Source organism: Streptomyces aurantiacus (genome assembly GCF_001418335.1).
Classification (GTDB): Bacteria; Actinomycetota; Actinomycetes; order Streptomycetales; family Streptomycetaceae; genus Streptomyces; species Streptomyces aurantiacus.
In genome coordinates this window covers 1-23,092 of sequence record NZ_LIPP01000021.1, presented here as the reverse complement: position 1 = coordinate 23,092, position 23,092 = coordinate 1, and the positions used below count along the sequence as shown (strand labels likewise).

General features: G+C 70.3%; 16 protein-coding genes. 8 read left to right on the top strand and 8 right to left on the bottom strand.

What is annotated here, in order from left to right; all coding sequences use genetic code 11:
* Nucleotides 1-4: 4 nt before the first annotated feature.
* The 5 genes from AOK01_RS40540 (at nt 5) to AOK01_RS02705 (ending at nt 5,171) form a co-directional block, all read left to right on the top strand.
* Nucleotides 5-1,003 (top strand): fumarylacetoacetate hydrolase family protein, encoded by a 999-nt coding sequence (locus AOK01_RS40540; RefSeq protein WP_055507957.1) that lies wholly within the window; start codon nt 5-7, stop codon nt 1,001-1,003.
* The gene (locus AOK01_RS02720) at nt 1,000-2,286 is read left to right on the top strand and encodes an amidohydrolase family protein (RefSeq protein WP_063792696.1); all 1,287 of its coding nucleotides are present in this window, start codon (nt 1,000-1,002) and stop codon (nt 2,284-2,286) included. The genes AOK01_RS40540 and AOK01_RS02720 overlap by 4 nt, the downstream gene beginning before the upstream one ends.
* On the top strand, nt 2,283-3,701 hold the full coding sequence (locus AOK01_RS02715; protein WP_055507955.1) for a carboxylesterase/lipase family protein: 1,419 nt from the start codon (nt 2,283-2,285) through the stop codon (nt 3,699-3,701). The genes AOK01_RS02720 and AOK01_RS02715 overlap by 4 nt, the downstream gene beginning before the upstream one ends.
* 43 nt (nt 3,702-3,744) lie before the next feature.
* Nucleotides 3,745-4,272: a carboxymuconolactone decarboxylase family protein gene (locus AOK01_RS02710; protein WP_055507953.1), complete on the top strand. Its 528-nt coding sequence runs from the start codon at nt 3,745-3,747 to the stop codon at nt 4,270-4,272.
* Between the two features lie 89 nt (nt 4,273-4,361).
* Entirely contained in the window at nt 4,362-5,171 is an 810-nt protein-coding gene (locus tag AOK01_RS02705; RefSeq protein WP_055507950.1) for an SDR family NAD(P)-dependent oxidoreductase, read from the top strand.
* Nucleotides 5,172-5,220: 49 nt separating this feature from the next.
* Here the strand turns inward: AOK01_RS02705 and AOK01_RS02700 are convergent, their stop codons facing one another.
* Nucleotides 5,221-5,961, bottom strand: a complete 741-nt coding sequence (locus AOK01_RS02700) for a GntR family transcriptional regulator (RefSeq protein WP_055507948.1) — start codon at nt 5,959-5,961, stop codon at nt 5,221-5,223.
* A 239-nt stretch (nt 5,962-6,200) separates the two neighbouring features.
* On the opposite strand from AOK01_RS02700, the gene AOK01_RS02695 reads away from it, so the two are divergent.
* On the top strand, nt 6,201-7,187 hold the full coding sequence (locus tag AOK01_RS02695) for an alpha/beta fold hydrolase (RefSeq protein WP_107099714.1): 987 nt from the start codon (nt 6,201-6,203) through the stop codon (nt 7,185-7,187).
* A gap of 143 nt (nt 7,188-7,330) precedes the next feature.
* On the opposite strand, the gene AOK01_RS02690 is transcribed toward AOK01_RS02695, so the two are convergent.
* The gene (locus AOK01_RS02690; protein WP_245702057.1) at nt 7,331-9,343 is read right to left on the bottom strand and encodes a hypothetical protein; all 2,013 of its coding nucleotides are present in this window, start codon (nt 9,341-9,343) and stop codon (nt 7,331-7,333) included.
* A 1,643-nt stretch (nt 9,344-10,986) separates the two neighbouring features.
* Here AOK01_RS02690 and AOK01_RS43320 point away from each other — a divergent pair.
* On the top strand, nt 10,987-12,036 hold the full coding sequence (locus tag AOK01_RS43320) for a helix-turn-helix transcriptional regulator (RefSeq protein WP_157871167.1): 1,050 nt from the start codon (nt 10,987-10,989) through the stop codon (nt 12,034-12,036).
* Nucleotides 12,037-12,055: 19 nt separating this feature from the next.
* Here AOK01_RS43320 and AOK01_RS02680 read toward each other — a convergent pair whose 3' ends face one another.
* Together AOK01_RS02680 and AOK01_RS02675 are read right to left on the bottom strand one after the other, a co-directional pair.
* On the bottom strand, nt 12,056-15,082 hold the full coding sequence (locus AOK01_RS02680; RefSeq protein ID WP_055507946.1) for a 3-keto-alpha-glucoside-1,2-lyase-like domain-containing protein: 3,027 nt from the start codon (nt 15,080-15,082) through the stop codon (nt 12,056-12,058).
* Between the two features lie 144 nt (nt 15,083-15,226).
* Nucleotides 15,227-16,195, bottom strand: coding sequence for a hypothetical protein (locus AOK01_RS02675; RefSeq protein WP_055507943.1), 969 nt, complete (start codon nt 16,193-16,195; stop codon nt 15,227-15,229).
* A gap of 258 nt (nt 16,196-16,453) precedes the next feature.
* Between AOK01_RS02675 and AOK01_RS02670 the strand changes: the two genes are divergently transcribed.
* The gene (locus AOK01_RS02670) at nt 16,454-17,692 is read left to right on the top strand and encodes a DUF418 domain-containing protein (protein ID WP_063792694.1); all 1,239 of its coding nucleotides are present in this window, start codon (nt 16,454-16,456) and stop codon (nt 17,690-17,692) included.
* 55 nt (nt 17,693-17,747) lie between these two features.
* Here the strand turns inward: AOK01_RS02670 and AOK01_RS02665 are convergent, their stop codons facing one another.
* The 4 genes from AOK01_RS02665 to AOK01_RS44295 form a co-directional block, all read right to left on the bottom strand.
* The gene (locus AOK01_RS02665) at nt 17,748-19,580 is read right to left on the bottom strand and encodes a type IV secretory system conjugative DNA transfer family protein (RefSeq protein WP_079103116.1); all 1,833 of its coding nucleotides are present in this window, start codon (nt 19,578-19,580) and stop codon (nt 17,748-17,750) included.
* 43 nt (nt 19,581-19,623) lie between these two features.
* Nucleotides 19,624-21,141, bottom strand: a complete 1,518-nt coding sequence (locus tag AOK01_RS02660; protein WP_425424714.1) for an ATP/GTP-binding protein — start codon at nt 21,139-21,141, stop codon at nt 19,624-19,626.
* Nucleotides 21,142-21,344: 203 nt separating this feature from the next.
* The gene (locus AOK01_RS02655; protein ID WP_055507942.1) at nt 21,345-22,841 is read right to left on the bottom strand and encodes an SCO6880 family protein; all 1,497 of its coding nucleotides are present in this window, start codon (nt 22,839-22,841) and stop codon (nt 21,345-21,347) included.
* 53 nt (nt 22,842-22,894) lie between these two features.
* A partial coding sequence (locus AOK01_RS44295) for a hypothetical protein (RefSeq protein WP_213862040.1) occupies nt 22,895-23,092 on the bottom strand: 198 nt, incomplete at its 5' end.

The following is a 23,092-nucleotide window of genomic DNA, read 5'->3' as shown; positions in this document are numbered from 1 at the left end:
GGGCATGCGGATCGCCAACCTCGCGGGCCGGCTCGCCCTGTTGACCGGCGACGGCGCCGTGGACGTGTCCGACGGCGGCCTCGACGCCGACCCGGACACCGTCTTCGACCAGTGGGAGGCGCTGCTGCGCTGGTCCGCGGGCGTCGACCCGGCCACGGCCGTGCCGTACAAGGAGTCCGACCTGCGCGCACCCGTGCCCGAGCCGCGCCAGATCTTCGCGGTCGCCCTCAACTACCGCCCGCACACCGCGGAGGCCGGTTACGAGGAGCCGGCCGAGCCGCTGGTCTTCACCAAGTTCCCCAGCTGCCTCACCGGCCCGTACGCCACCATCGACCTGCCGCCCGGTCATGTCGACTGGGAACTGGAGATGGTCGCCGTCATCGGCCGCGACGCCTACCGGGTGCCGGAGGAGCAGGGCTGGGACCCGGTCGTCGCGCTCACCGTGGGCCAGGACCTGTCCGAGCGGATCGTCCAACTCGCCGGGCGCCCGGCCCAGTTCTCGCTCGGCAAGTCCTTCCCCGGCTTCGGCCCGGTGGGGCCCGCCCTGGTCAGCGTCGACGAACCGGCCGACCGCGACGACCTGGAGCTGACCTGCGAGCTAGTGCCGCGACAGGCAACGTTCGCCCCGTCGCGACGCCCGGCACGCCCTCTCGCTGCACCGGCCGAAATCCCAAGTACGTCCAGTACGAGGGCTTCCGGCCGGCACACCGATAGCACGCACCGGACGCCGCTCCTTCACGGGCAAACGTTGCCTGCCGCGGCACTGGACGGGGAGATCGTCCAGCACGACCGCACCTCGAACATGATCTTCCCGGTGCCGCGGCTGGTTGCCCACCTCAGCGCGATCTGCCCGCTGCGTCCCGGCGACCTGATCTTCACCGGGACCCCCGCGGGGGTCGGCAACCGCCGCACCCCGCAGCGCTTCATAGGTCCCGGTGACACCCTCGTCAGCAGGATCGGAGAGCTGGGCGAGATGCGGCACACCTTCAGGAGCGCACGATGAGCGACAGGACTGACAGGACTGACAGGACTGACAGGACTGACAGGACTGACGGGAGCGGCAGCACCGGCAGGACCGTTTTCACCGGGGTCCGGGTCTTCGACGGCACGGGACGTGATCCCTTCCCCGCCGAGGTTCTGGTCGAGGGCGAGCGGATCACCGCCGTCGCGTCGCGGATTCCCGCCGCCCGCCGGCTCGGGGCCAGGGTCGTGGACGGCGGAGGCGGCACCCTGATCCCCGGCCTGGTCGACTCCCACACCCACCTCGGCTTCGGCTCCACCGTCGAGCACAGCTCCCGCCGCCGGGACGAGCCCGAGGAGGAGAAGGCCCTGCTGGTGGCGCACGCGGGCCGCGTCCTGCTGGACCAGGGCTTCACCAGCGCCTACTCCGGGGGCAACCGCCTGCCCCGTACCGAAACGGCCGCCCGCAAGGCGTTCGCGGAGGGCTGGATGCCGGGCCCGCGCTTCAAGGCCGCCTCCTGGGAGGGCACCGCGGGCATGGTCGAACCGGGGGTCTACGACTTCCCCGGCATCGACGGCCGGGCGTCCGACCCCGAGTCGGTGAGCCGGTTCGTCGGGGAGATGGCGGACCTCGGTGTCGACATCGTCAAGTTGTCGCTGTCGGGCGAGAGCGCGGTGGTGCAGGGCACCTCGCGGATCGTCCAGTTCACCGAGGAAGAGGTCGCGGCGGCAGCGGCGGTGGCCCGGGAGCGCGGTGTCTGGCTGACGGCCCACGCGCACGCGGCCGAGTCGATCAAGATGGCCGTACGGCACGGTATCCGCGCCGTCTACCACTGCACCTTCGCGGACGAGGAGGCCCTCGACCTCCTGGAGGCCGCCCGCGACCGGCTGTTCGTCGCGCCCACCCCCGGCATCATCTACGCCAACCTGCACGAGGCCGGCAGCGAGCCCGAGCCAGGCATGGAGGTCGAGGCCACCCAGAAGGCGGTCCGTGAGGTGGTCCCCGAACTGGTCCGCCGCGGCATCCGCGTCGTCCCGGGCGGCGACTACGGCTTCGCCTGGAACCCGGTCGGCCGCAACGCCCGCGACCTGGAACTGTTCGTCGACTGGTTCGGCTTCACCCCGGCCGAGGCACTGCGCGCCGCCACCGGGCACGGCGGCCAGGTCATGGGCATGGGCGACGAACTGGGCCTGATCCGGGAGGGGTTCCTCGCCGACCTCGTCCTCGTCGACGGCGACCCGCTGGACGACATCCGCATCCTCCAGGACCGCGACCGACTCGCCGCGATCATGAAGAACGGTTCGCTGCACAAGGCCCCGGCATGAGCGGCCCGTACGGCGTGACGCAAGGAACGGGCGGCCCCCGGGTACGGGCGGGCGGTGCCGGCGCTCCCCGGGCGCATCCCGGCGCCGGGCGGCTGGTGGGGGAGTGGGACGGCCCGGTCGCCGTCTTCCGCGGCATCCCCTTCGCCGCACCACCGGTCGGCGACCTGCGCTGGCGCCCGCCCCGGCCCGCCGCCCGCTGGGACGGCGAGCGCAGAGCCGAGCAGTTCGGTCCTGCGCCGCTGCAACCGCAGCCGCCGAGCGACTCGGTCATGTACCGGACCAACTTCGCCGACCGGCACGCGCTGGTGATGAGCGAGGACTGCCTCTACCTCAACGTGTGGACACCCGACCCCGCACCGGGCACGGGCCTGCCCGTCATGGTCTGGATCCACGGCGGCGGCAACCGCTACGGACACGGCTCCCAGGACATCCACGACGGCCGCGCCCTGGCCGGCCGTGGTCCGGTGGTCGTCACCCTCAACCACCGGCTCGGCGCCCTCGGCTTCCTCGCCCACCCGGGCCTGGCCGCCGAGGACGACCTCCACGCCTCCGGCAACTACGGCCTCCTCGACATCGTCGCCGCCCTCACCTGGGTCCGTACCCACATCGCGGCCTTCGGCGGCGACCCGGACCGGATCACCCTCGCGGGCAACTCCGCGGGCGCCGCCCACATCTGCCACCTGATGGCCGCCGCACCGACGGCCCGTCCCCACTTCCGGGCGGCCCTCGGCCAGAGCGCCTCCGGCGTGGGCCGGGCGGAGGGCCCGCTGCCCGGCCCGGCCGAGGCACAGAAACGAGGGCTGGCCTACGCCGAAGAGTTCGGCGGCCGGGACGTCGAGGGGCTGCGCCGGATCTCCGGAGTCGAACTGATCGTGCGCGGTCACTTCGGGCCCGTCGTCGACGGCAGGATCCTGACCGAACCGACCGACGCCGTATTCGCCACGGGCCGCCAGCACCGCGTCCCGCTGCTGGTGGGCTCCAACCGCGACGAGGGCACGGTCTACGCCTCCGCCGACGAGGACGCCGGCACCGTGGGCGACGCCCGGTTCGTGGGCCCCGTATGGCAGTGGGCGCGATCCCACGCCGCGACCGGTACGCCCACCTGGATCTACCGGTTCGACCGGCGGCCCCCGCTGCCGCCTGGCCTGCCCGACCCGGGCGTCCACCACACCGCCGAACTCCCGTACGTCCTCGACAACCTCGACCGCCGGCCCGACTGGCCCTGGCAGGACACCGACCGGCGACTGGCTGCCCTGATGGCCGACACCTGGGCGCGCTTCGTCGCCACGGGTGATCCGGGCGGCCCGGACCTGCCGCCCTGGCCGCGGTTCACCGGGCCCCGCACCTCCCCCGCCATGTTCTTCGGGGACACCGTGCGCCAGGACGTCCTGAGCCGGCCCGCCCCACCCGACTGATCCCAGAACCCATCCCACAACCCATCCCAGAAGGGAACGGCACGTGGCACGACTTCCCGGTACCGACGGAGCCGGTGACATCGCGGAGCGCATCCGCGAGCGGCGCGGCGGAACTCTGCGGCCCCTCGACCGGATGCTGCTGCACAGTCCGCCGGTGGCGGACGGCTGGAACAGCCTGCTGGGCGCTGTCCGGCAGCGGATGACCCTGCCCGCCGACATCCGCGAACTGGTCGTCCTGCGCATCGCCGTGCTCAACCGGGCCCCCTACGAATGGGCCGCCCACGAAGGCGACGCCCGGGCCGCCGGACTCGACGACCGGCACCTCGACGCGCTCCGCGCCGAGGGCGCCGCCACCCACCCCGACCTCGACGAACGGCGGCGCGCGGTCGTCGCCTACACCGACGCCATGACCCGGGACGTCCATGTCCCCGCCGACGTCTTCGACGCCCTGCGCGCGCACTTCGGCCCGGCCGAGCTGGTCGAACTGACCGTCACGGCCGCCGCGTACAGCATGGTCTCCCGCTTCCTGGTCGCGCTGGAAGTGGAGCTGCCGGCCCGCACCGGAGGATGACCGTCCAGCCCGGTCTCCCTGTGTCACCTCCGCCCCGCCGACAGGCCGGGCCATCACCCTCTCCCGTACGCCGTTCTCAGGAGGACAACGTGACCGCTCCCCGCTCCGGGCCCACGGCAGAGCCCGGTACAGGCAGGCTGCACGGCAAGGTCGCCCTCGTCACCGGTGCCGGTGCGGGCATCGGCCAGGGATGCGCGCTGCTCTTCGCCGAGCAGGGCGCCACCGTGGTCGGCTGCGACCTGGACCCGGCCGCCGCCGAGCGCACCCGCAAGCTCGCCGCCGACCGCGGTCTCACTGTCGACGTGCTCGCCCCGCTGGACATGACCGACCCGATCGACGCCCGCTGCTTCGCCGACGAGGCGTTCGCACTGCACGGCCGGGTCGACGCCCTGGTCACCGCCGGTGCCATCGCCCCGCACATGGCCACCGCCGCCGAGATGGACTTCGACACGCAGTGGACCCCGACCATGCGGGGCGAGGCCGACGTCGTCTTCCTGCCGGTACAGGCCGCCTGGCGGCACCTGGTGGCGTCCGGAGGCGGTTCGATCGTCAACTTCGCCTCGGTCAACGCCTTCCGCGGCAGCGGCACCTTCGGAATGGTCGCGCACTGCGCGGGCAAGGCCGCCGTGCTCGGGATGACCCGCCAACTCGCCGTGGAGGGCGGCCCTTCGGGCATCCGGGCCAACACCATCTCGCCGGGCATGGTCCGCACTCCGGCCACCGAGTCGGCGGGCGCGCACGAGGGCGCGGCGCAGCAGGCGCTGCTGGCCCGTATCCCGCTGGGACGGGTCGGCCGGCCCGAGGACATCGCCTGGTGCGCTGTCTATCTGCTGTCCGACGAGTCGACATGGGTGACGGGCGGGAACTTCCCCGTGGACGGCGGCGTACTCGCCAAGTGAGGCGGTCAGCACCTCGCACGGACGGCTCAGGTGGTGGGAGAGCGGTGGATCAGCCGGCGGCGCGGCGTTTGCGGGCGGGCCTGCCGCTGTCCGGGGTGTCCTGCTCGATCTGCTCCTCCACGGCCCGCAGCGCGCGCACGGTCGCACCCGCGATCAGCGCCGAGGCGAGCTCCCCGTCCCGTTCCTCGCAGGCCTGGATGAGCCGTTCCTGGTCGTCCACGCTGTAGGCCAGCCGACCGGGGCGGGTCAGGCTCAGGTGTCGCAGCATCAGGGTCCGCAGGGCGAGCGAGTCCAGGATCTGCTTCAGGGTGGTGTTGCCCACGATCTCGGTCATCCGCTCCTGGAGCAGGACATGGCTCCAGAAGTACGCGTCCACGTCCGCGGCGTCGGCCAGTTCGCGCATCGCCTCCACCCGGGTGCGCAACTCGGTCAGCTCGGCGTCGGTGGCCCGCTCGACGAGCAGGCCCGCCAGCATCGAAAGCAGCTGACGGCGTACCTGGTAGATGTCCTTGATGTCGGTGAGGGAGGGGGCGGCGACGCGGGGCCGGCGCCGTGCCTTCATCTCGACCAGACCCTCCTGTTCGAGAAGCATCAGGGCTTCGCGTACGGGGGTGCGGCTGGTGTCGAACCTGCGGGACAACTCGACGCTGTTGAGGTCCTGCCCCGGCTGGAGCCGGCCCTCGATGACGCCGGCGCCGACCCACTCGGCGATCTGCGCCACCAGCGGTTCCCGCCGGTCCCGGAGCCGCAGGAGCCGCTCCAGTACCAGGTGTGTGTCCTGATCCGACATGTGCCGCGTCCCCCTGTTTCGGGTCCGGATGTTTCGGGTCCAGATCTCAAAGATGGCTCAACGGTGTCGACACTACCGCATATGGAGATCATTCCCGGCGGTGGCCGAGCGGTAGCCGGGCGGTGATCGGACCCTCGGCCGGGCACCCGCTGTCGACACCTGGTGATCATGCCTCGCGGACCGCTCCCGCGGTTCGCGTCAGTGGAATGCATGGGAGGAAGAAAATGGGAGGAAGAAGAGTGGAGAACGACAGCAGGACTTCGGCGGCCCTCAGCAGACGGGCCGTGGTCGGTGGCGCCGCGGCGCTGGCCGCGCTGACGACGACCGGTGCCGTGGCGGGTACCGCCCGAGCCGCGTCCGGGACCGCCCGAGCGGTGTCCGGGTCCGGTACCGACCGACCGTGGGAGCCGGTGCCGGTGCCCGCCCAGCGGCCCGTCACCGAGTACCAGGTGCCCGTGGCCGGCGGCGGCAGCCTGTGGTGCTGGGACACCGGTGGGGCCGGCGAGCCCGTCGTGCTGCTGCACCCCAGGTCGGGCAGCGGGGAGAGCTGGCCGTACCAGCAGCCCGTCCTGGCCGGGGCCGGCTACCGCGTCATCGGCTACTCGCGGCGGGGCGCGTACCGCTCCGTCGCGGGCACCAAGGCGGAGGCCGACACTCAATCCGGGGACCTCGACACGCTCGCCGACCACCTGGGGCTGGACCGGTTCCATCTCTCCGGCTCGGCCGCCGGCGGCGTACTGGCGGCCGACTACGCGCTCTCGCACGAGGACCGGCTGCTCAGCCTCACCGTCTCCGGCAGCATCATGGGCGTACAGGACGCCGCCTACCTGGAACTGGCCGCGGCGCTCCAGCCGGACCCGTTCGGGGATCTGCCCGCGGCCTTCAAGGAGTTGGGACCCTCCTACCGGGCCGGTGACCTCGACGGGGTGGCGGCCTGGCAGGCCATTCAGACCCGGGCTCTCACCGCGGACGGCTTCGCGCAGCCCCTCGCGAACACCATCACCTGGGCGGCGCTCGGGACGTTGACGCTTCCGGTCCAGCTGATCACCGGTGACGGTGACCTCTACAGCCCGCCGTCGATCATGCGCCTGAACGCCCGTCACCTCCGCAGGGCGCAGACCCACGTGGTGGACGAGGCGGGCCACAACCCGCACTGGGAACAGCCCGCCGCGTGGAACCGCCTCCTGGTCGCCTTCCTCAGGAGGAACGGCGGACGCGGGCGGTAACCCGCCGACGGTTCCACGCGCCCCGCGGTGCGTGAACCGGCACGACGGACTCCGGCCCCCGGGATGTGGTGACATCCCGGGGGCCGGTTCACATCTGGCTTACATCTGGCTCACGTCCGGATCAGTTCCGGATCAGTTCCGGGTCACGCCACCGTCAGCGTGAGCGCCCCCGTGTAGGAGCGGCCTGCTCGGATGGCGGTGGCTGTGCCGTCGACCGTCAGAGTGACGGTCCTGCCCCGCGGGGCCTTGACGGCGGCGTCGGCGGCCAGGGTCAGGGCGCTCAGGTGGGAGGTGCCGGTGACCGTCCAGGTGGAACCGGTGCCCAGAGTCACGACGACGCCGTTGTTGACGACCGGGCTCGGGGTGTTGGTGACCTCGCTGATCTCCCGGTACCGCGCGACGGTGATGGTGGGGACCCGGTGCTTCGTGGTGGTCGCGGAGATGACGCCCTTGACGGTGGAACGGGTGAAGTCCAGGACCAGGTTCTGCCCCTGGAGGCTCGCGTTGCCGCCACCCCGGACGGCGTTGTAGAAGTCGCCGTTCAGCTCGATGTCGGTGAAGGAGCCGGTCGCGTCGGTGGCCTGGGCGCTGGTGGTGACCCAGGTCGACGACTTGGTGGCGGAGCCGGTGGGCTCCGTGTAGGTGCCGGTCATCTCGGTCTTCCAGGGCTTGTCCGTGACCGCGACGCTGCTGGGCCGGTCGGTGTCCATCAGCTGGAAGATGACGCCGTTGCCCGGGTTGAGGATGGCGCCCCGGGAGCCGTCGACGGTGACCTTGGCCGTGACGGCCTTGCACATGAAGGTGGTCTTGCCGGTGTTGACCCGGGTGCCGCCGTCGATGGCGACGGAGCCGGCCGCGTACCACAGCACCATGAAGCGGCCGGCGTCGATGACGGTCGAGCGCACCGGCAGCTTTTTCAACTCGGCCGCGGTCAAACCGAGTTCCAGGGACTCGTTGAGCGCCGCGACGGCTTCCTTGGTGCTGTCGCCGTAGTGGGCCGCGGCGCCCCAGTGGATGAGCGCGTAGTCGCCGACGTCGAAGGTGCAGCCGAGGAAGTGCTCGGTGACGCTGCCGATGGCGTAGGAACCGTAGCCCTGGCCCTTGGTGTTGGCGATGTGGCTGTTGATGGCGGTGAGCGTGCACTTGCTGCCGCCGTCGACGGACAGGGCGCCCCACTTCTCCGAGGAGATCGAGGAGTTGATGTACGACGCCCGGGTGCTCGCGCCGAGGAGGTTGGTGGTGCGGACGTTGCCCGACAGGCCCAGCATCCACGGCACGGTGATCATGTACCGGGTGTCGCCGGTGCCGGTCTCCGGGTACTCGGCGGGCACGTGACTGCCGTCGGCACAGTGGAGGGTGGAGTTCTTGACGACGACGTTGGCGGTGGCGTCGGCGATGACCGCGGTGCGGACCACGCCCTCGTTCTTGATGACGGCCCCGTCGATGACGAGGTTGGTGCCCTCTCCGGTGCCGACGACGGAGGCACCGTAACCGATGAAGTCGCAGCGGCCGTTGCCGTCGAAGGCGATCTTCGGCCGGGTCAGGGTGTAGGAGCCGCCACCGGTGACGTACACGCCGTTGAAGGACTCGCCGTCGGACAGCAGGGTGATGTCGCGCGCGCCGGTGTCGGTGACGGTGCCGCCGCGGACGCCGGAGGGGACGGACCTGGACTCGTCGACACCGGCGGCGTCGACGTAGAGGGCCTGGCGGAGCGGGAAACTGAGGTCGCTGTAGGCGACGTCGTTGGCCACGGCGACGTCCAGGACCACCTTGCCCCGGTAGGTACCGGCGGCGACGGCGGTGGCCAGTCCGCCGTGTCCGTCGGTGAGTTCACCCAGCTCGGCGCCCGTTTCCACGCCGTTGACGGTGAGGGTGAGGCGGTACCCCTCCGGGGCGGCGATGATCCCGCCCTCCTTGATGGTGAGTGCGCTCACCGTGGTGGTCTCGGTGAGTTCCAGGGTCTCTCCGGAGCCGACGGTGAGAGTCCTGCCGCCCTTCGCGGAGTGTGCGGCGGCCGGGGTGATCAGCGCGGGGGTGACCGCGAGGCCGGCGATCGCCACGAGGAGAGCGCGGGGGCGGGCGCGGTAGGTGACGTCCTGGTCCAGTACGGACGCCCCGGCCGGACGGTCCGCTCCTGTGCTGCTTCTGCGTACCACTGTGAACTCCCTTGTCTTCCAGAGCGTTTGGGCATGGCCGACCGTCACCGACGCGGTGAACGGCGACGGCGCGGACGGCGGGCGAACCAGTGGAGAAGGCCTGCAGGCGAGGTTCGACTGCACGGTACTGTCGACACTTATAGGCATACAAGGGGTGCGACGTAGATACACAGGCAACATCTGGCGACACTAGGCGTTCTGGTGTGCGCGACGGCTGCGCGACGGGTGCGGGCGGTGGTTGAACCGTTCGCGCTCCCTGGCCGTTGTCGCCAGTGAGGTTCTTGATTCGTGGCCATGGACCACCAGTGGCCAGACGCCAATCCCCTGCGAAACGGCGAACAGTGCTGGTACGTCTGGGGACATGACTGCCCGGCCGGTGAGTGATTCCTGGTGTGCCTGCTGACGGCTCCGTTGCCGTACTCACCGGCCCGGAGGATAGGAACAGGGGATGGCCACACCGTCGGACGGGGTCGGGCAGCAAGAGGAAGAGCGTTGGAGGCAGAGGAGCCCACGGCCGGAAAGCCGGGATCGGGACCGAAGCCCGGACCCGGAACGGAACCAGAGTCCGGACCGGGGCCCGGACCGGAACCCGGACAGCCCAGATCCAGATGACCCGAGCCAAGACGGCGTCAAGAAGAAGGACGCCCCCCCCGGCCGCTTGCAAAAGCTGCGGAAGGCCGTACGCCCCCAGGCCGAAAAGGCCATGAAGGCCGCAAAGGGACACAAGCGTCGGACTTCCGGTGCCCTTATTGGCGCGATCATGGTAATAGCCGCGCTTGCGCTGTTTGCACCGGCCTTGCTCCCATGGGCAATGCTGGGTGGCGGCGCGGCTTTGCTGTACAAGTCGCTCAAGGGCAGGGGTAATGCGATCCAGCCGGCAGGGACCCGGCAGGGGGGTCCCGGTCCCCTCCCGAGGCCGGGCGCAGCGCAGCAGCCGGACCAAACGCAGTCGAGGGAGGCGAATCAGGCGACGGCGGCTGCCCTACAGGCATTTGCTGTCGCCAAAATCCATGGAATGCCGGATGGCCAGCCGCGCATCTCTGAGGTGCAGCGCCAGCGTCCGGTACCAAGTGATTCACCTGAGCCCTCGCTGCTGCGGCAGGAGCAAGCAACACCAGAATTTGCATTCCAGGACGACGGGACTTTCAAGCGGGTAGCGGCGCTGCCCAGTCTGGGTTACGGCGGGGATCCCCGGACCGCGGGGTTTGATTCCGGAAGGTCTTCACCGGCCGAATCAGATTTGCTGTACCGAGATCGGTCTCCGAGTCCGAGCGACGCGCTTCGGTCGTATTCTTCCGAGCCGCCCCAATCACCCGTGCGTGATCCCACGCAGTACTTGCCGAGCGGTACCGGACGCGACCAACAGAACAACCGCACGTCAAGGGAACAGTCGAACCCGCAGCAGGTCCGCTCAGCTTCACCCGCCCCTACTGTGCGGGCACAGTCACGGGGGAGGAAATAGGTAAGGGAACTGCCTGCGGTTGCACCGGGGGAGGGCTGAGAACGAAGGCGAGGTGCAGCTGGCTGTACTCCGTACCCGGCAGCCAGCACTCTCGTTCGGGTCTCTCGGGCTGTCGTACTCTCCGGATCGGAGCCGGATCGGAGCCGGATCGGAGCAAGGGATGGAGGTGGGCCGACCCGCGATGAACCGAACGGGAGCAGAGGCGGACGAGTCGCGTGAGGTGTTCGTCCTTGACACCACCGCCCCGGGCGCCGCACCGCGAGGATTCGACACCTTCCGGCGCGGGTGGGAGGCACAGATCGGGAAGGACTTGCCCCTGGTGACCTACAGTCCGGCCACGATCGCCGACTTCCGGGTCAAGTTGCGCGTCACCAGGCTGCGGGACGTGGTGATCGGCGATCTCCACGCCATGTCGGCGATCCGGACCGCGGACCACCCGGGAGGCGATCAGGACCTGGTGGAGGTGCACATACTGCGGCGCGGCGCATGGACGGTGGGCGGCCTGCCCGATCGTGGCGAACACACCGTGTCGACAGGGCAGTTCCTCCTCCGGCACTTCGGGCGGCAGGTGCCCTTCGAGAGGCATGCGCAGACCAGGGAACTGTTGCTGTTCCTGCCCTCCGCGATGCTCAGACCCGTGCTCGGGAACCGGACGATCACCGGGCCGGGCAACTCGGCCGAGATGCGCCTGCTGAGGGCCCACACGGAAATGATCCAGCGGACGGTCACCGGCCTCGGCCCGGCCGGAGTGCACGCCGCCCACCGGGTCCTGATCGAGCTGACCAAGGCAGTGGCGGGGGGCGGGTTCGACGACGTGGAGCCCCGGTTGGCCCCCGCGCTCGTCCAGGCCGCGAAGGACCTGGCCGACAGCGGACTCGCCGATGCGGAACTCTCACCGACGGCGCTGGCGCGTCAGCTCAACGTCTCCGTACGCACCCTCCAACGGGCGTTCGCCAAGGTGGGGGAGTCGGTGACCGCCTACGTGCGCCACCGGCGGCTGGAAGAGGCCCGGCTCGCCCTCACCGCACCGCGCGGCCGGGTGAGCGTCTCCGAACTCGCCGCCCACTGGCAGTTCGCCGACAGCAGCCACTTCATCCGCGCCTTCAAGAAGCGCTACGGCCAAACCCCCACCGAATACGTCCGGTCCACGACGTGGAGGGACGTGGAGGGACGCGGAAGGAGGCGGAGCGACGGAAAGCCGGGCCCGGTCGAAACCGGGCCCGGCCCCTGAGACCTGGATCAGTTGGGCATCAGCTGAGCGGTTCCAGTCTGATGTTGCGGAAACGGACCTTGTTGCCGTGGTCCTGCAGGCGGATCGCTCCCGCCGACGGTGTCTCGGCCCGGCCCGAAGCGGTGGGGCCGTCGAGGGTGATGTCGTCGTGCACCTTCTGGCCGTTCCACACCACGGTCAGCCGGGCATCGGCGGTTTTGTTGCCACTGTCGTCGAAGCGGGCGGCGCGGAAGACGATGTCGTACGTCTGCCAGGTCTCCGGCGCCTTGGCCGCGTTCACGTCGGGTGCCTTCTTCAGATAGATGGCTCCGGCTTCATTGGTGTCCAACGAGGTGTCACCGTAGGAGTCGAGGATCTGCAGTTCGTAGCGGTCCTGGATGAAGATTCCGCTGTTGCCGCGGTTCTGTCCGGTGACGTCGGCAGGCAGCAGCGGCACGCGGAACTCGGCGTGCAGCTTGAAGTCCTGGTACGCGTCGATGGTCCGGATGTCACCGCAGCATACCTCCATCGACTTCTCGTCGGCGAGCGGCCACTCCAGTCGTCGCCCGTCCGTGTGCTGCCACTGCGACTGCGAGGCGGCGGTGCCGTCGAACAGAGCGAGCGGCGCACCGTGCTTGCGGAGCGTGATCAGGTCGAGGTTGACGTGCCCGGTGTCGCCGGCGTCGAACCGGTAGGAGAGGGTGTTGTTGCCCGCGCGCAGCTTCACCGCCTCGGTCTGCGTGGACCAGGAGTCCCAGTCACTGGTGGAGGCGAGCTTCACCTGCCGCAGCTTCTTCCCGTTGGCGTACAGGGTCAGCGACTTGGTCCCCTGGAACGGGTTCGGGCCGTTGGAGTACCGCAGGTTGACGTCGTAGGTGCCCGACTTGCGGACCTTCACGTCGAAGGTGGTGGCCGCCTTGCCCTCCGTGTTGTACCGGGCGACGAAGCCGCTGCCGGAGTGGCCGACATGGTCGGTGGCGACACCGGCCGTGCCCGTGAGACGGGCCTCCTCTGCCTCGTACTGGGTGGCCGGAGGCGGCTGCTTGCCGGGCATGGCGTTGAGTGTGTACCAGGCCTCGGTGTTCCACAGCGACTCACCGGACTCCGAGGTGAAGGGACGCGGCGACCGGAGGTGGACGACTCGCCCTTCCTTGAGGCCGTCCAGCCGCAGCCGCACGGTACGCGCGTCCTTCGACAGCTCGGCCGACCGTACGGGCAGTACCTCTTCGGCGATCTTCGGGCCGCCGTAGTCGGAGGTCGGGGTGTACCGCCACTGTTCGGCCCGGTAGTGCTTGGCCAGTTCCTCGGCTGTCTTCGCGGACACCGGCTGGGTGTACGTCAGGTCGAAGCCGCCCGGTACGGCGCGCATCGTCTTGATGTCGAAGGTGTTACCGCCGTTGGGCGTGAGCTTCTGCAGGCCGAACCTGAGCTTGCCCTCCTGGCCCCAGTTGCCGTCGGCGCCCAGACCGCCGGCGTAGATCGAGCCGTCGGGACCGAGGGTGAGGCGGTTGACTCCGGCCTCAAGGCCCTGCGTGTAGCGGAAGACCGCACCCTGGTACTGGCCCTTCACCTTCTCCAGGTACGCGCGCTGCAGGCCGCCGTAGGTCACGTCGCCGATCAGCATCTGGCCCGCGAACGTCCCCTTCTTCACATACAGCGGCGTGGACGGCGAGTTGGCGATCTCGTTCTGCGGCAGCCACAGCACCGGGTTGGTCGGCTGGGCGGCGTCGAAGGCGCCGGACGGCTCGGTGTAGTGGTTGAAGAAGCGGCCCTGCTTGACCTGGATGAGCTTCGACGAAGGAAGCCAGCCACCTTGGTTGTCCGTGGCGAAGAGCTCACCCTCCGGACCCCAGCCGATTCCGTTCGGCGTACGGAGCCCGCCCGCGATCGGGCTGATCTTGCCCGTCTTCTTGCTGACCTTGTACGTGGTGCCGCGGCCCGGCGCGGGCTGCGGAACCGTGGTTGCGCCACCGAGGTTGATGGAGACCGACAGGTTCACGTAGAAGTAGCCGTCGCGGTAGAGGAGTCCGAAGGCGAACTCGTGGAAGTTCCCTCCGTACGGAAAGGTCGCGACGGTGCGGTACTCGTCGGCCACGTCATCGCGGTTCCGGTCGACGAGCCGGGTCAGCTCGTGCTTCTGCGAGACGTACAGCGAACCGTCGACGTACTTGATGCCCATGGGCTCGCGCAGCCCACTCGCCACCTTCTTGACGGTGACCTTGTCCTTGCTGGTCTCACCGGTGACGTTGTCCAGCAGGTACACCTCTCCGGCGAGGTTGTCCGAACCGCCCCAGGTGCTGATTGCCAGCCGGCCGTCGGGCAGCCAGTCCATCCCGGTGACCTGCGGTTCGAAGCCGTCGGGGCGCAGGTCCGTGAGCGTCAGGTCGGGGCGCACCTCTGTGAGGGGCAGGCCGTCACCGGGGGTGTCGCCGCTCCCCTCGCACTCCTTGCGTCCCGGCGCCGTCACCCGGACGACGCCTGCGTCCGTGGTCAGCGCCTCACGGGGCACCACGGTGAAGTCGGCCGCGCCCGGCGGCTTCCAGGCCAGTTGCAGCTGCTGCCCGCCGTCCCGCTCGAAATGATCGATGCGCAGCGGGTGCGATCCCGCGGTGAGCGAGACGGAGCCGTCCTTCGGCTCCGCACCGTGGAGTCCGTCGTGGTCGACGATCGTGGTGTCGTCGATGGTCAGCCGGGAACCGTCGTCACTGATGAGACGCAGCGCGTAGATGCCGTCGCTCGGTACGACCAGATTGCCGGTCACCTCTGTCACGAAGCGGTCGGAGAAGCCGCCGAAGTCGTCCGTCGTCGACCAGTCCACCGTCGCTTTCACCGCGTCGTAGTTGGGGGTCTGGCCTGGTTTGAGGGTGCACAGCTTGCTCAGCGGCGTCTGCACGTCGAACACGCGCAGCGTGACACCGGGTTCCTGCGGTGGGATGTCCGCCGAGATGTCCGAGGCGCCTGAGGCGGCCGAGGACGCCGGAGCGGCCAGGAGGCCGCCGACCAGGACGGCTCCGGTCAGTAGGGAGGTGAGAAGTCTTCGGGCACGCAGGAACTGATGTTGAGACAACGGTCCTCCATGAAGCGGGACCGGATCGTGCCGGATTTCGTTCCGGTCTGCTGTGTCGTGACTGCGGTGCGCCGCCAACCTAAGGGGCTTTCACTCAACCTGTCCATACTTTGTCATGCGAGTGTTCAAAGTCCTTCGGTGTCTTCAGCGTTGATCGGCGTCGTTGTCGGCCAGCCGCATCTGCAGCATCTCGAACTCGATGTCGTCCTTGAACTCGGGCTCCACGCCCTCCTGTCGGACCAGCCGGGTGAGCGTCCCGTCGCGCCACCAGTAGACGTCCGGGCTGACCGGGCCCACGGCGTCCTCGTAGTTGGCGGCGGCGAAGACGGTCATGCCGTAGAGCGTCGGCATCAGGGTGGTGTCCCGCTCGGAGTCGATGGGACGGAGAGCCAGCTGATGGCGGTTCGGCATGGCCACCAGGGCACCGTCAGGACCGAGGGGCCGCCCGGTGAGGTCCCGGGCGAGTTCGTTCGTGGCCAGGACACGGCTGGAGGTGAAGAAGGAGTCCCCGGTCACCACGTCGAAGTGCATCTGCTGCGGGCCGTGAAGGATCGTGTGGCTCTCCATCGGGAGTTCCCGGAGGTTGTCCAGCGCCCGGGCCCGCAGCTCGACGATGTCGCCCAGCGGCGCCAGCGAGGTGTCGGGCAGCGTCATCACGCTCTCGCGCAGGTCCAGGGCGAGAACCTCGCACAGGCCGGGTGCGACGACGCGGGCATGGACGTACCGGTCGGCGTTCGGCTCGATGAAGTCCCGTGCGACCACCCAGGGACGCAGCAGCGCGAGGAGCTGGTCGGGTTCGAGGAACTCCAGCGGTGACGGCCCGTCGACCACCCGCAGCAGGCGGCCGACGTGTCCGCGGATCAGATGGGGCCACCGCTTCCGCCCGCGAGGCTCCTGGTGACAGATCGCCGCGAGGTTGCGCAGGCCGAACTGACGTCCCGTGTTGTCGCTCACCGTGCCCGAGTGGACGGTGACCTCCAGCCCCCGCTCGGCGAAGGCTGCACGGACGTGAGCCCGGAACTGCGCACCCTCGTCGACGGAGAAGAAGGAGTACTCGGCGTCACGGCCGGCGCTCTGCTGATCGCGTTCCGGCGAACGATGAAAGATCCTCATGGGGCAGCCTTTTCGGTCGGGCCGATGATGGTGATCGAGTCCCTTGCTGCGAGGACACAACGTCAACTGCCGTAAGAGGGTTCAAACGATCCGGCCACTCGGACGCCGCCGGGAATCCCCGACTGAACCCTCCCCGGGCCCACCCCGTAGTGACCCTCTGGACCGCGGTCGGCGGGAGATCCGCGCAAGGGGCCGGTCGCGGGCCGTCCGGTCGCGGGCCAGTCCGTGTCACTACCGCACCGGCCACGGAGGCCCGCATTGAGCTTCTCGCCCCGCACATCGACACGTTTCCCTGCCCAGTCGGCGCTCACTCGGTCGTCGCGGCCCGACCGTGTCCGGGAGGTCGACGTCCTGCGCGGGTTCGCGCTGCTGGGCATCCTCCTGGTCAACGTCCAGTTCACCGCAGGACCGCAGTCCGGCCTCGTGGGCGAGGTGGTCGAGTCACCCGTGGACGGGGCGGCCGGATGGCTCGTCACCGCTCTGCTGGTGAGCGCCAAGTTCTACCTGCCCTTCTCGTTCCTGCTCGGATACAGCTTCACGCTTCAGCTGGCCGACGCCGAGCACCAAGGGGCAGCGCAGGCACCGCGGCATCTGCGGCGGGTGATCTGCCTGTTCCTGCTCGGTGTCGCCCATGCCGTGCTGCTCTTCGTCGGCGACATCCTGATGGCGTACGCGTGCCTGAGCCTCCTGCTGTTCGCGGCCCGCGACCTCGCACCGCGCAAGGCGCTGCGGATCGCGGCCTGGCTCCTCGCCGGCCTTTTCGTGTTCCTCCTGGCCAGGGGCCTGCTCACCCTCGCCACCACCGAACTCGTCCACACGCCGGATGCCGTCGCGGCGGCGCGGGAGACCGCGAAAGAGACGGCGAAGGAGACCGCGGAGGCGTACCGGGGCGATCCCGTCTCGGTCGTCCGGGCCAATCTGCGGGCGCTGCGCGGCGCACTCGCCGCGAACATCCTCTACGCCGCCGACATGCTGGCGGCGTTCCTGGTGGGCCTCGCCGCGGGCAAGCACGCGGTGCTGGCCGAGCCCGACCGCCATCGCACGCAGATGAAGCGGATCGTCGCCTACGGGCTGCCGATCGGCCTGGCCGGAGGCGCGTTCCTGGCGATGTGCGCCCACGGGCCGCTGGACGCGCGCTGGTACGACGTCGCCATGGCCGCCGGAATGGTCACCGGACCGGCGCTGGTCGCCGCCTACTGCTGCGGGCTGCTGCTTCTCCTGGGCCGCGGCCGTTTCGGCCGACGGGTCGGGGACGTACTGGCACCGGCCGGCCGGATGTCGCTCACCAACTACCTCACCCAGTCGCTGGTGATGGCGCTGGTCTTCACCGGCTACGGACTCGGCCTGTACGGCCGGGTCGGCACGGTGGCCGTCCTCGCCGGGTGCCTCGTCCTCTACGCGGCACAACTGGCGTTCAGCGCCTGGCTGATGGGCCGCACCCGCTACGCGCCCGTCGAGTGGCTCCTGCGCACCGCGACGCTCGCCCGCAAGCCGTGAGCCGGAGCCCCGTTCGGGACTCCGGCTCCAGGCACGACGGGGGCGGCGTCGCGCGCTATCCGCCGCCGTGCTGCGGCACCGCTCCCCTCTCCCACATGCTCACGTTCACGTCGGCGGCGGCTTCGACACCGGTGTTCCCGGTCCAGGCCCGCGCCGCCCGCTCGGTGATCGCCTCCACCTCGGCCTTGGCCTGCGCGGAGATACGGCCCGCGTCGGCCTCCTTGTACCAGGGGCGCAGGCGGATCAGGGCGGGCCGCACACCGGTGGCCAGGAGCAGCGCGGTGCCCTTGGGCAGGGCCCTGATCCGGTCCGCGGGCAGCACAGGGTCCAGCCGGTAGGAGTACGAGCGGGAGGTGCCCTCCTTGCCCTTGGAGACCGACGCGGTACGTACGTCGTGGTTGCCCACGAGCTTGGATATCTTCTCCACGAAGTCGGCGTCGTCCAGGCCGGCACCGAGCAGTTTGATCGTCGCCGCGCTCCACATGGCGTCCATGCCCGCCTCGCCCCACACCCGGCTGCCCTGCTTGTAACTCTGGAGCAGGGTGACGACGTTGATGCCGCGCGAGCCGAAGTGGCTGTACAGGTCGGGCAGGTCGGAGATGCGGCAGACGTTGGCCGCCTCGTCGAGGACGGCGGTCATCGGCGGGTCGAGCCTGCCGCCCATCCGCTCGGCGGCGACCACTCCCGCGCGCATCGTCGCGTCCGCGAGCCCCGCGATCACCCCTGCGGCCGAACCGCCGCCGTCCTTGGACAGCAGGTAGAGAGTGTCCTTGCCGAGCACATGTACGTCCGGCCTGAACTGTGGAAGACGCGGGTCGGGCGTCACCCAGGTCACGATCTCCGGGTCGAGCAGGCAGGCCACACACTGCCGGGCGGTCTCGTAGATGCCGTCGCGGGTCTCCACCGCGCCGCGGACCGTGCCCTGCAACTGCTCCGCCATGGCGCCCATGTTGACGTCGCGCAGCAGGTCGATCGGTGTGCGGTCGGCGGGATCGGCGAGCCAGGCCAGCAGGTCGAGCACGGAGGCCTTGCCGCGGGCCGCGGCGAGGAACAGGGCGGTGAGGGTGTTCTGGGCGGCGGAGATCCAGAAGTCCTTCTTCGACGAGTCGTCGTTCACCGATGCCACGAAGTGTCCCGCCAGGCGGCGGGCACCCTCGATGGTGTGGCAGTCGGCGAGGATGTCCCACCACATCGCGCGCGGGGCATGGGCGATGCCCTGCGGGTCGAAGGTCCACACCGTGCCGGCCCTCTCGCGTTCGGCGCGGGTGACGGCGTACACGTCGGACTTGTTGGAGGTCAGCAGCACCGCGCCCTGCGCCCGCAGCACGCGGGGGACGGCGATGCCGGTGGACTTTCCCGCGCGCGGGGCCATCAGGTCGAGCTCCACGTCCTCGTACGAGGAGCGCAGTTCGGGGCCGCTCGGGTCGAGGTCGCCGAGGAGGTTGCCGGTCTCGTCGGGGTGCAGGTGCTCCCGGCCCTTGAGCGAGGGGCGCAGGTCGCGGGCGCGCTCCGTGATGCCGGCCGGGCCCATACTGGCCAACTCCCGCCGCTGCGCGAGCCCCTTGGGCTGGGACACGAAGCGCATCACCTTGCGTGTGACGAGGACGCCGACTGCCGTGACGGTGCCGTAGAGCAGGACGATCCCGGCCGCCACGCCGACGACCGACGTGTCCGGCCACAGTTTCCCGGGCCCACTGGTGGTGAAGGTGGCGAGCGTCTCCAGGGCGAACGGCGGGGGATTCCAGCCCGCCCCGGTGACCGCGGCGCCCATGGTCCCGCCGAGCCAGATGCCCCCGAAGATCACCAGGAAGCAGCCCGTCACCAGCATGACGGCCCACGGCGCCAGTTCGCTGCCGTACATCCGGCCCTTGCCCGTGTTGCCGCTCATGGGGCCGCCCTCCTGACCTCTGCCGCGTTCGTCATCACGCGGTTCACCCCCTGTTCCGTGCTGGTTTGGAAAGATCGGGGAGGTGCCCGTACGGATCGTCGGGAATGTACTCGTACGTGCCCTCGTCGACCGCCTTGTTCGGTACCCAGCGCTTGTTCGTGTCGTGCAGATGGCGTTCCGTGTCGGTGATGGCGACCTTGATCGGGATGCCCGGCCGGCCACCGACCTTGATCAGGAACCGGCCACGCCCGGGCGGCTCCTCACGGTCCCCGTGCGCGGCCCAGCCCGGCGGCGAGGACCAGGAGGAGACCAGGCTGATCTCCCGGCGGGACAGGCCCACGATGTGGCCCAGTTCCTCCATCTCCTGGCGCGGCAGACCGGCGACCACCACCATGCCGGCGCGTTCGACGAAGCCGCGCGCCTTGACGCGGTCGGTGTCGGAGCCCAGCGACTCGGCGTCCTTGAGGGTGTGCGTGATTTTGGCGTCGCCCAGGCCGAGGGTGCGGTTGAGGCGGGTCAGGGCGTCGATGCGGTCGACGATGCCGGAGGCCGCGCGCAGTGGCCGCCACAGCTCGTCGAGCACCGTGAAGAACCAGCGCCGGGGCGCGAGTCCGGCGTCCGCCAGCGCGTGCGAGGCGGCCACCGTGCCCAGCCCGTCGGACCACGCCGCCAGCATCGCCGCCGCGGTGAGCTGGGTGTCCGCCTCCCCGATCCGGGAGATGTCGATGCACACCGCGGACGAGTTGAGGTTGATGCGGGTGGAGGTCTCCGAGGCGAAGGTGTCGCCCAGGGGCCCGTCCAGGATGCCCAGCAGCGAGCGGTGCAGCGGGTCGACGGCGTCGCGGTAGCGGCTCTCGTCCCCGCGGTCCAGGGTCACCGCCCGTACCCGGTCCGGCCCTTCGACGAGGACCTTCACCAGGTCGGGCAGCAGCGGGGCGCGGTCCGGCGGGGTGCGCTCGCGCAGGTGGTGCAGGGCCGCGGACAGCACGGACTGCTCATGGTCGTCCATGGGGCGGTCGCGCACGATGGTGATGAGCGCGGCGACCATGTTGAGGACGCGCCCATGGGTCTCGGAGTGCAGCACCCGGCCCCCCTCGCCGCCGATGCGCCGGGCGGCGGCACCCATGGCACCGGGGTCCAGGACGTTGATGCCGCCCACGCCGCGCCCGATGGAGATGACCTGGCCGCCCAGGGCGCGCACGGTGTCGGCGTAGTCGGGTTTGAGGTCGCCCAGCACCAGCGGCACCACACCGGTGGCGGCCAGGCCGATCAGCATGCGGTTGATCAGCGTGGACTTGCCGAGGCCCGGCATGCCGAGCATGAACAACGAGGGGTTGGAGATGTAGTGGGCCCGGGTGAACCACGACAGCGGGTCGCCGCAGACGGTGGCCCCGGTGTAGAGGTGCTGGCCCAGCGGGACGCCGGTCATGGGCGCGCCCGAGCCCGCCGCGAACGGCCAGAGCCCGCACGCCTGCACGGTGGTGGCCCGCCACATCGACGGCGGGTCCACGTTGGCGACCTGACCCCCGCCGGGTCCGTGCCAGCCGCGGTTGGGCGCCAGGACCTCCTTCTCGTCCCCGGGCTCGGCGGACTTCTTCCTGGACGGCGCCTTCTTCTTGTCGTTCTTCCGGTCGTTCTTCCGGTCGTTCTTCGTCGGGCTCAGGTCAGGACCCTCGTCCTTGTACCGGATCGGGGCCTCGTCCGCGTCCTCCTGGTACGTGGCCTGATTGCTGCGGCTGTTCCGGTCGTGCGTGCTGTTGGTCTTCACAGTGCTTCCTTCAGTTCACGCGGCACCAGGGTGTGCTCCCACGGGAGGATGCCGACCGGCAGCGTGCAACTGAACGCCGCCGCCTGCATCCGGTCGGCCGGGCGCATCAACAGCCGAGCTCCGGCGAGCAGGTTGCGCACCGTCACGTTCGCGTCCTCCAACTCGGCGTCGGAGTCGACCGTGACCGTGACCATGAGCGAGAACTCCACCAGGCCGGCGCCGGTGGCCTCCTCGACCGCTGTCTGCTCGGCGGCGCGCACCTCGTTGGCGGCACGTGCCTGCACCATGCCGCGCTTGGAGGTGGCCATGAACTGCGCGGCCCGCCGGTCGGCTTCGACGATGCGCGCGGAGGTCGCCGGGTCGATGGGCCGGTACAGCAGCGCCACCCGCTTGCGGCGGGTGCCGGGCGCGTCCTCCAGCAGACCGCGCAGCACCTGGGCGCGCACCGTGCCGCGCGGCGCGAGGGTGAGCATCCAGGTCCGTGACACCCCCGAGTCGTGCTGATACGCGTTGGCCTTCTCGATGGCCGCCGCGGGACCGGCGTCGTCCCACTCCAGGCCTGTGCCGCCGTGGACGGCGCGGGCTTCGAGGACGTCCCCCGCCACGGCCGGGTCGTAGGCCACGCGTACGACTTCGGCGATGCGCTCGGCCGACAGCGGGGCGGCGGGGCCGCCGCCGGCGCCCACCACTCCCGTCAGCAGGCCGGGGATGCGGATGGCCAGGTCGGTGAGGATGTCCTCGGTCTTGCGCTTCTGGCCGGCGGGCATGCCGTAGGTCAGGGCGAGGTAGGTGTGCATCTCCGACGACGCGCTCGGATACCGCTGCACCACCTCCTCCATCACGGCCCGCGCGGCCGGCGGAGCATCGGAGGTGATGCGCGGCAGCACCTCGTTGGCCAGCCGGGTGCCGGTGTCCGGGGCGGTCTCCACCACCACGGAGGCGCCGCGCAGACCCGGCTCGCTGGACAGCCGGGCCAGCCAACCTCCCCAGGCCGCCACCCAGTTGTCCACCTGATCGGGGTCGACGAGCGATCCGCCGTCGGGCTCGCAGCCGAGCACGATGGTGTACAGGTCGCGGCCGCGGTGGTGCAGCACGCCGAACGGCTGGTCGTAGGCGTCCCTGCCCTCCAGAACCCTGATCCGGCTGAGCAGTCCCGGCGGGCGGAACTTGCCGCCCGGCCGCTGGGACAGCGGTCCGGAGACATAGGCGGTCGACCCCTTGGCCTTGCGCCGGAACCAGCTGAGGCGCACGGCGAAGAGCTGGTAGATGTTGCGCCCGTCCTGCGTACGCACGGCCAGCGGCAGCAGGAAGAAGCACTGCAGGACGATGACGGCCGCCGTGAGCTTCAGCGAGATCAGCGACACCATCAGGTCGACGACGAGCCCGCCGAACAGCACGATGGTGCCGAGGAGACCGAACGGCCCGAAGCCGGGCCGCCTGGGCCTGCGCCAGTTCCCGTATGTGGGATCGGCGGCAGCGGTTTGGGTGGACATGGGTTACCTGTTTCCCTTTCGTTGGGGGCAACTCGGGGTGGCGGGGGAGAACGTCACTTGCGCTCTCCGTCGGCACCCTCGACCCCGCTCTTGGCGACGTCCGCGACGCCCTTGCCGACCTTCTGAGCCACTTCCAGGGCCATGACCACCGGGTTCGCTCCGGCCGCTGCCTTGGAGGCTCCCGCGGATGCGCCGCTCTCTGCCGCGCCCGCGGATTCGGCACCCTCGCTGGACCCGCCTCCGGACCCGCC

Bases quoted from the DNA above. Each gene is read 5' to 3' on its own strand.
- AOK01_RS02700 (WP_055507948.1), bottom strand. From the start codon at position 5,961: ATGTCGGATCAGGACACACACCTGGTACTGGAGCGGCTCCTGCGGCTC.
- AOK01_RS02655 (WP_055507942.1), bottom strand. From the start codon at position 22,841: ATGTCCACCCAAACCGCTGCCGCCGATCCCACATACGGGAACTGGCGC.
- AOK01_RS02715 (WP_055507955.1), top strand. From the start codon at position 2,283: ATGAGCGGCCCGTACGGCGTGACGCAAGGAACGGGCGGCCCCCGGGTA.
- AOK01_RS43320 (WP_157871167.1), top strand. From the start codon at position 10,987: ATGAACCGAACGGGAGCAGAGGCGGACGAGTCGCGTGAGGTGTTCGTC.
- AOK01_RS02720 (WP_063792696.1), top strand. From the start codon at position 1,000: ATGAGCGACAGGACTGACAGGACTGACAGGACTGACAGGACTGACAGG.
- AOK01_RS02665 (WP_079103116.1), bottom strand. From the start codon at position 19,580: ATGAGCGGCAACACGGGCAAGGGCCGGATGTACGGCAGCGAACTGGCG.
- AOK01_RS02675 (WP_055507943.1), bottom strand. From the start codon at position 16,195: ATGAGGATCTTTCATCGTTCGCCGGAACGCGATCAGCAGAGCGCCGGC.
- AOK01_RS40540 (WP_055507957.1), top strand. From the start codon at position 5: ATGCGGATCGCCAACCTCGCGGGCCGGCTCGCCCTGTTGACCGGCGAC.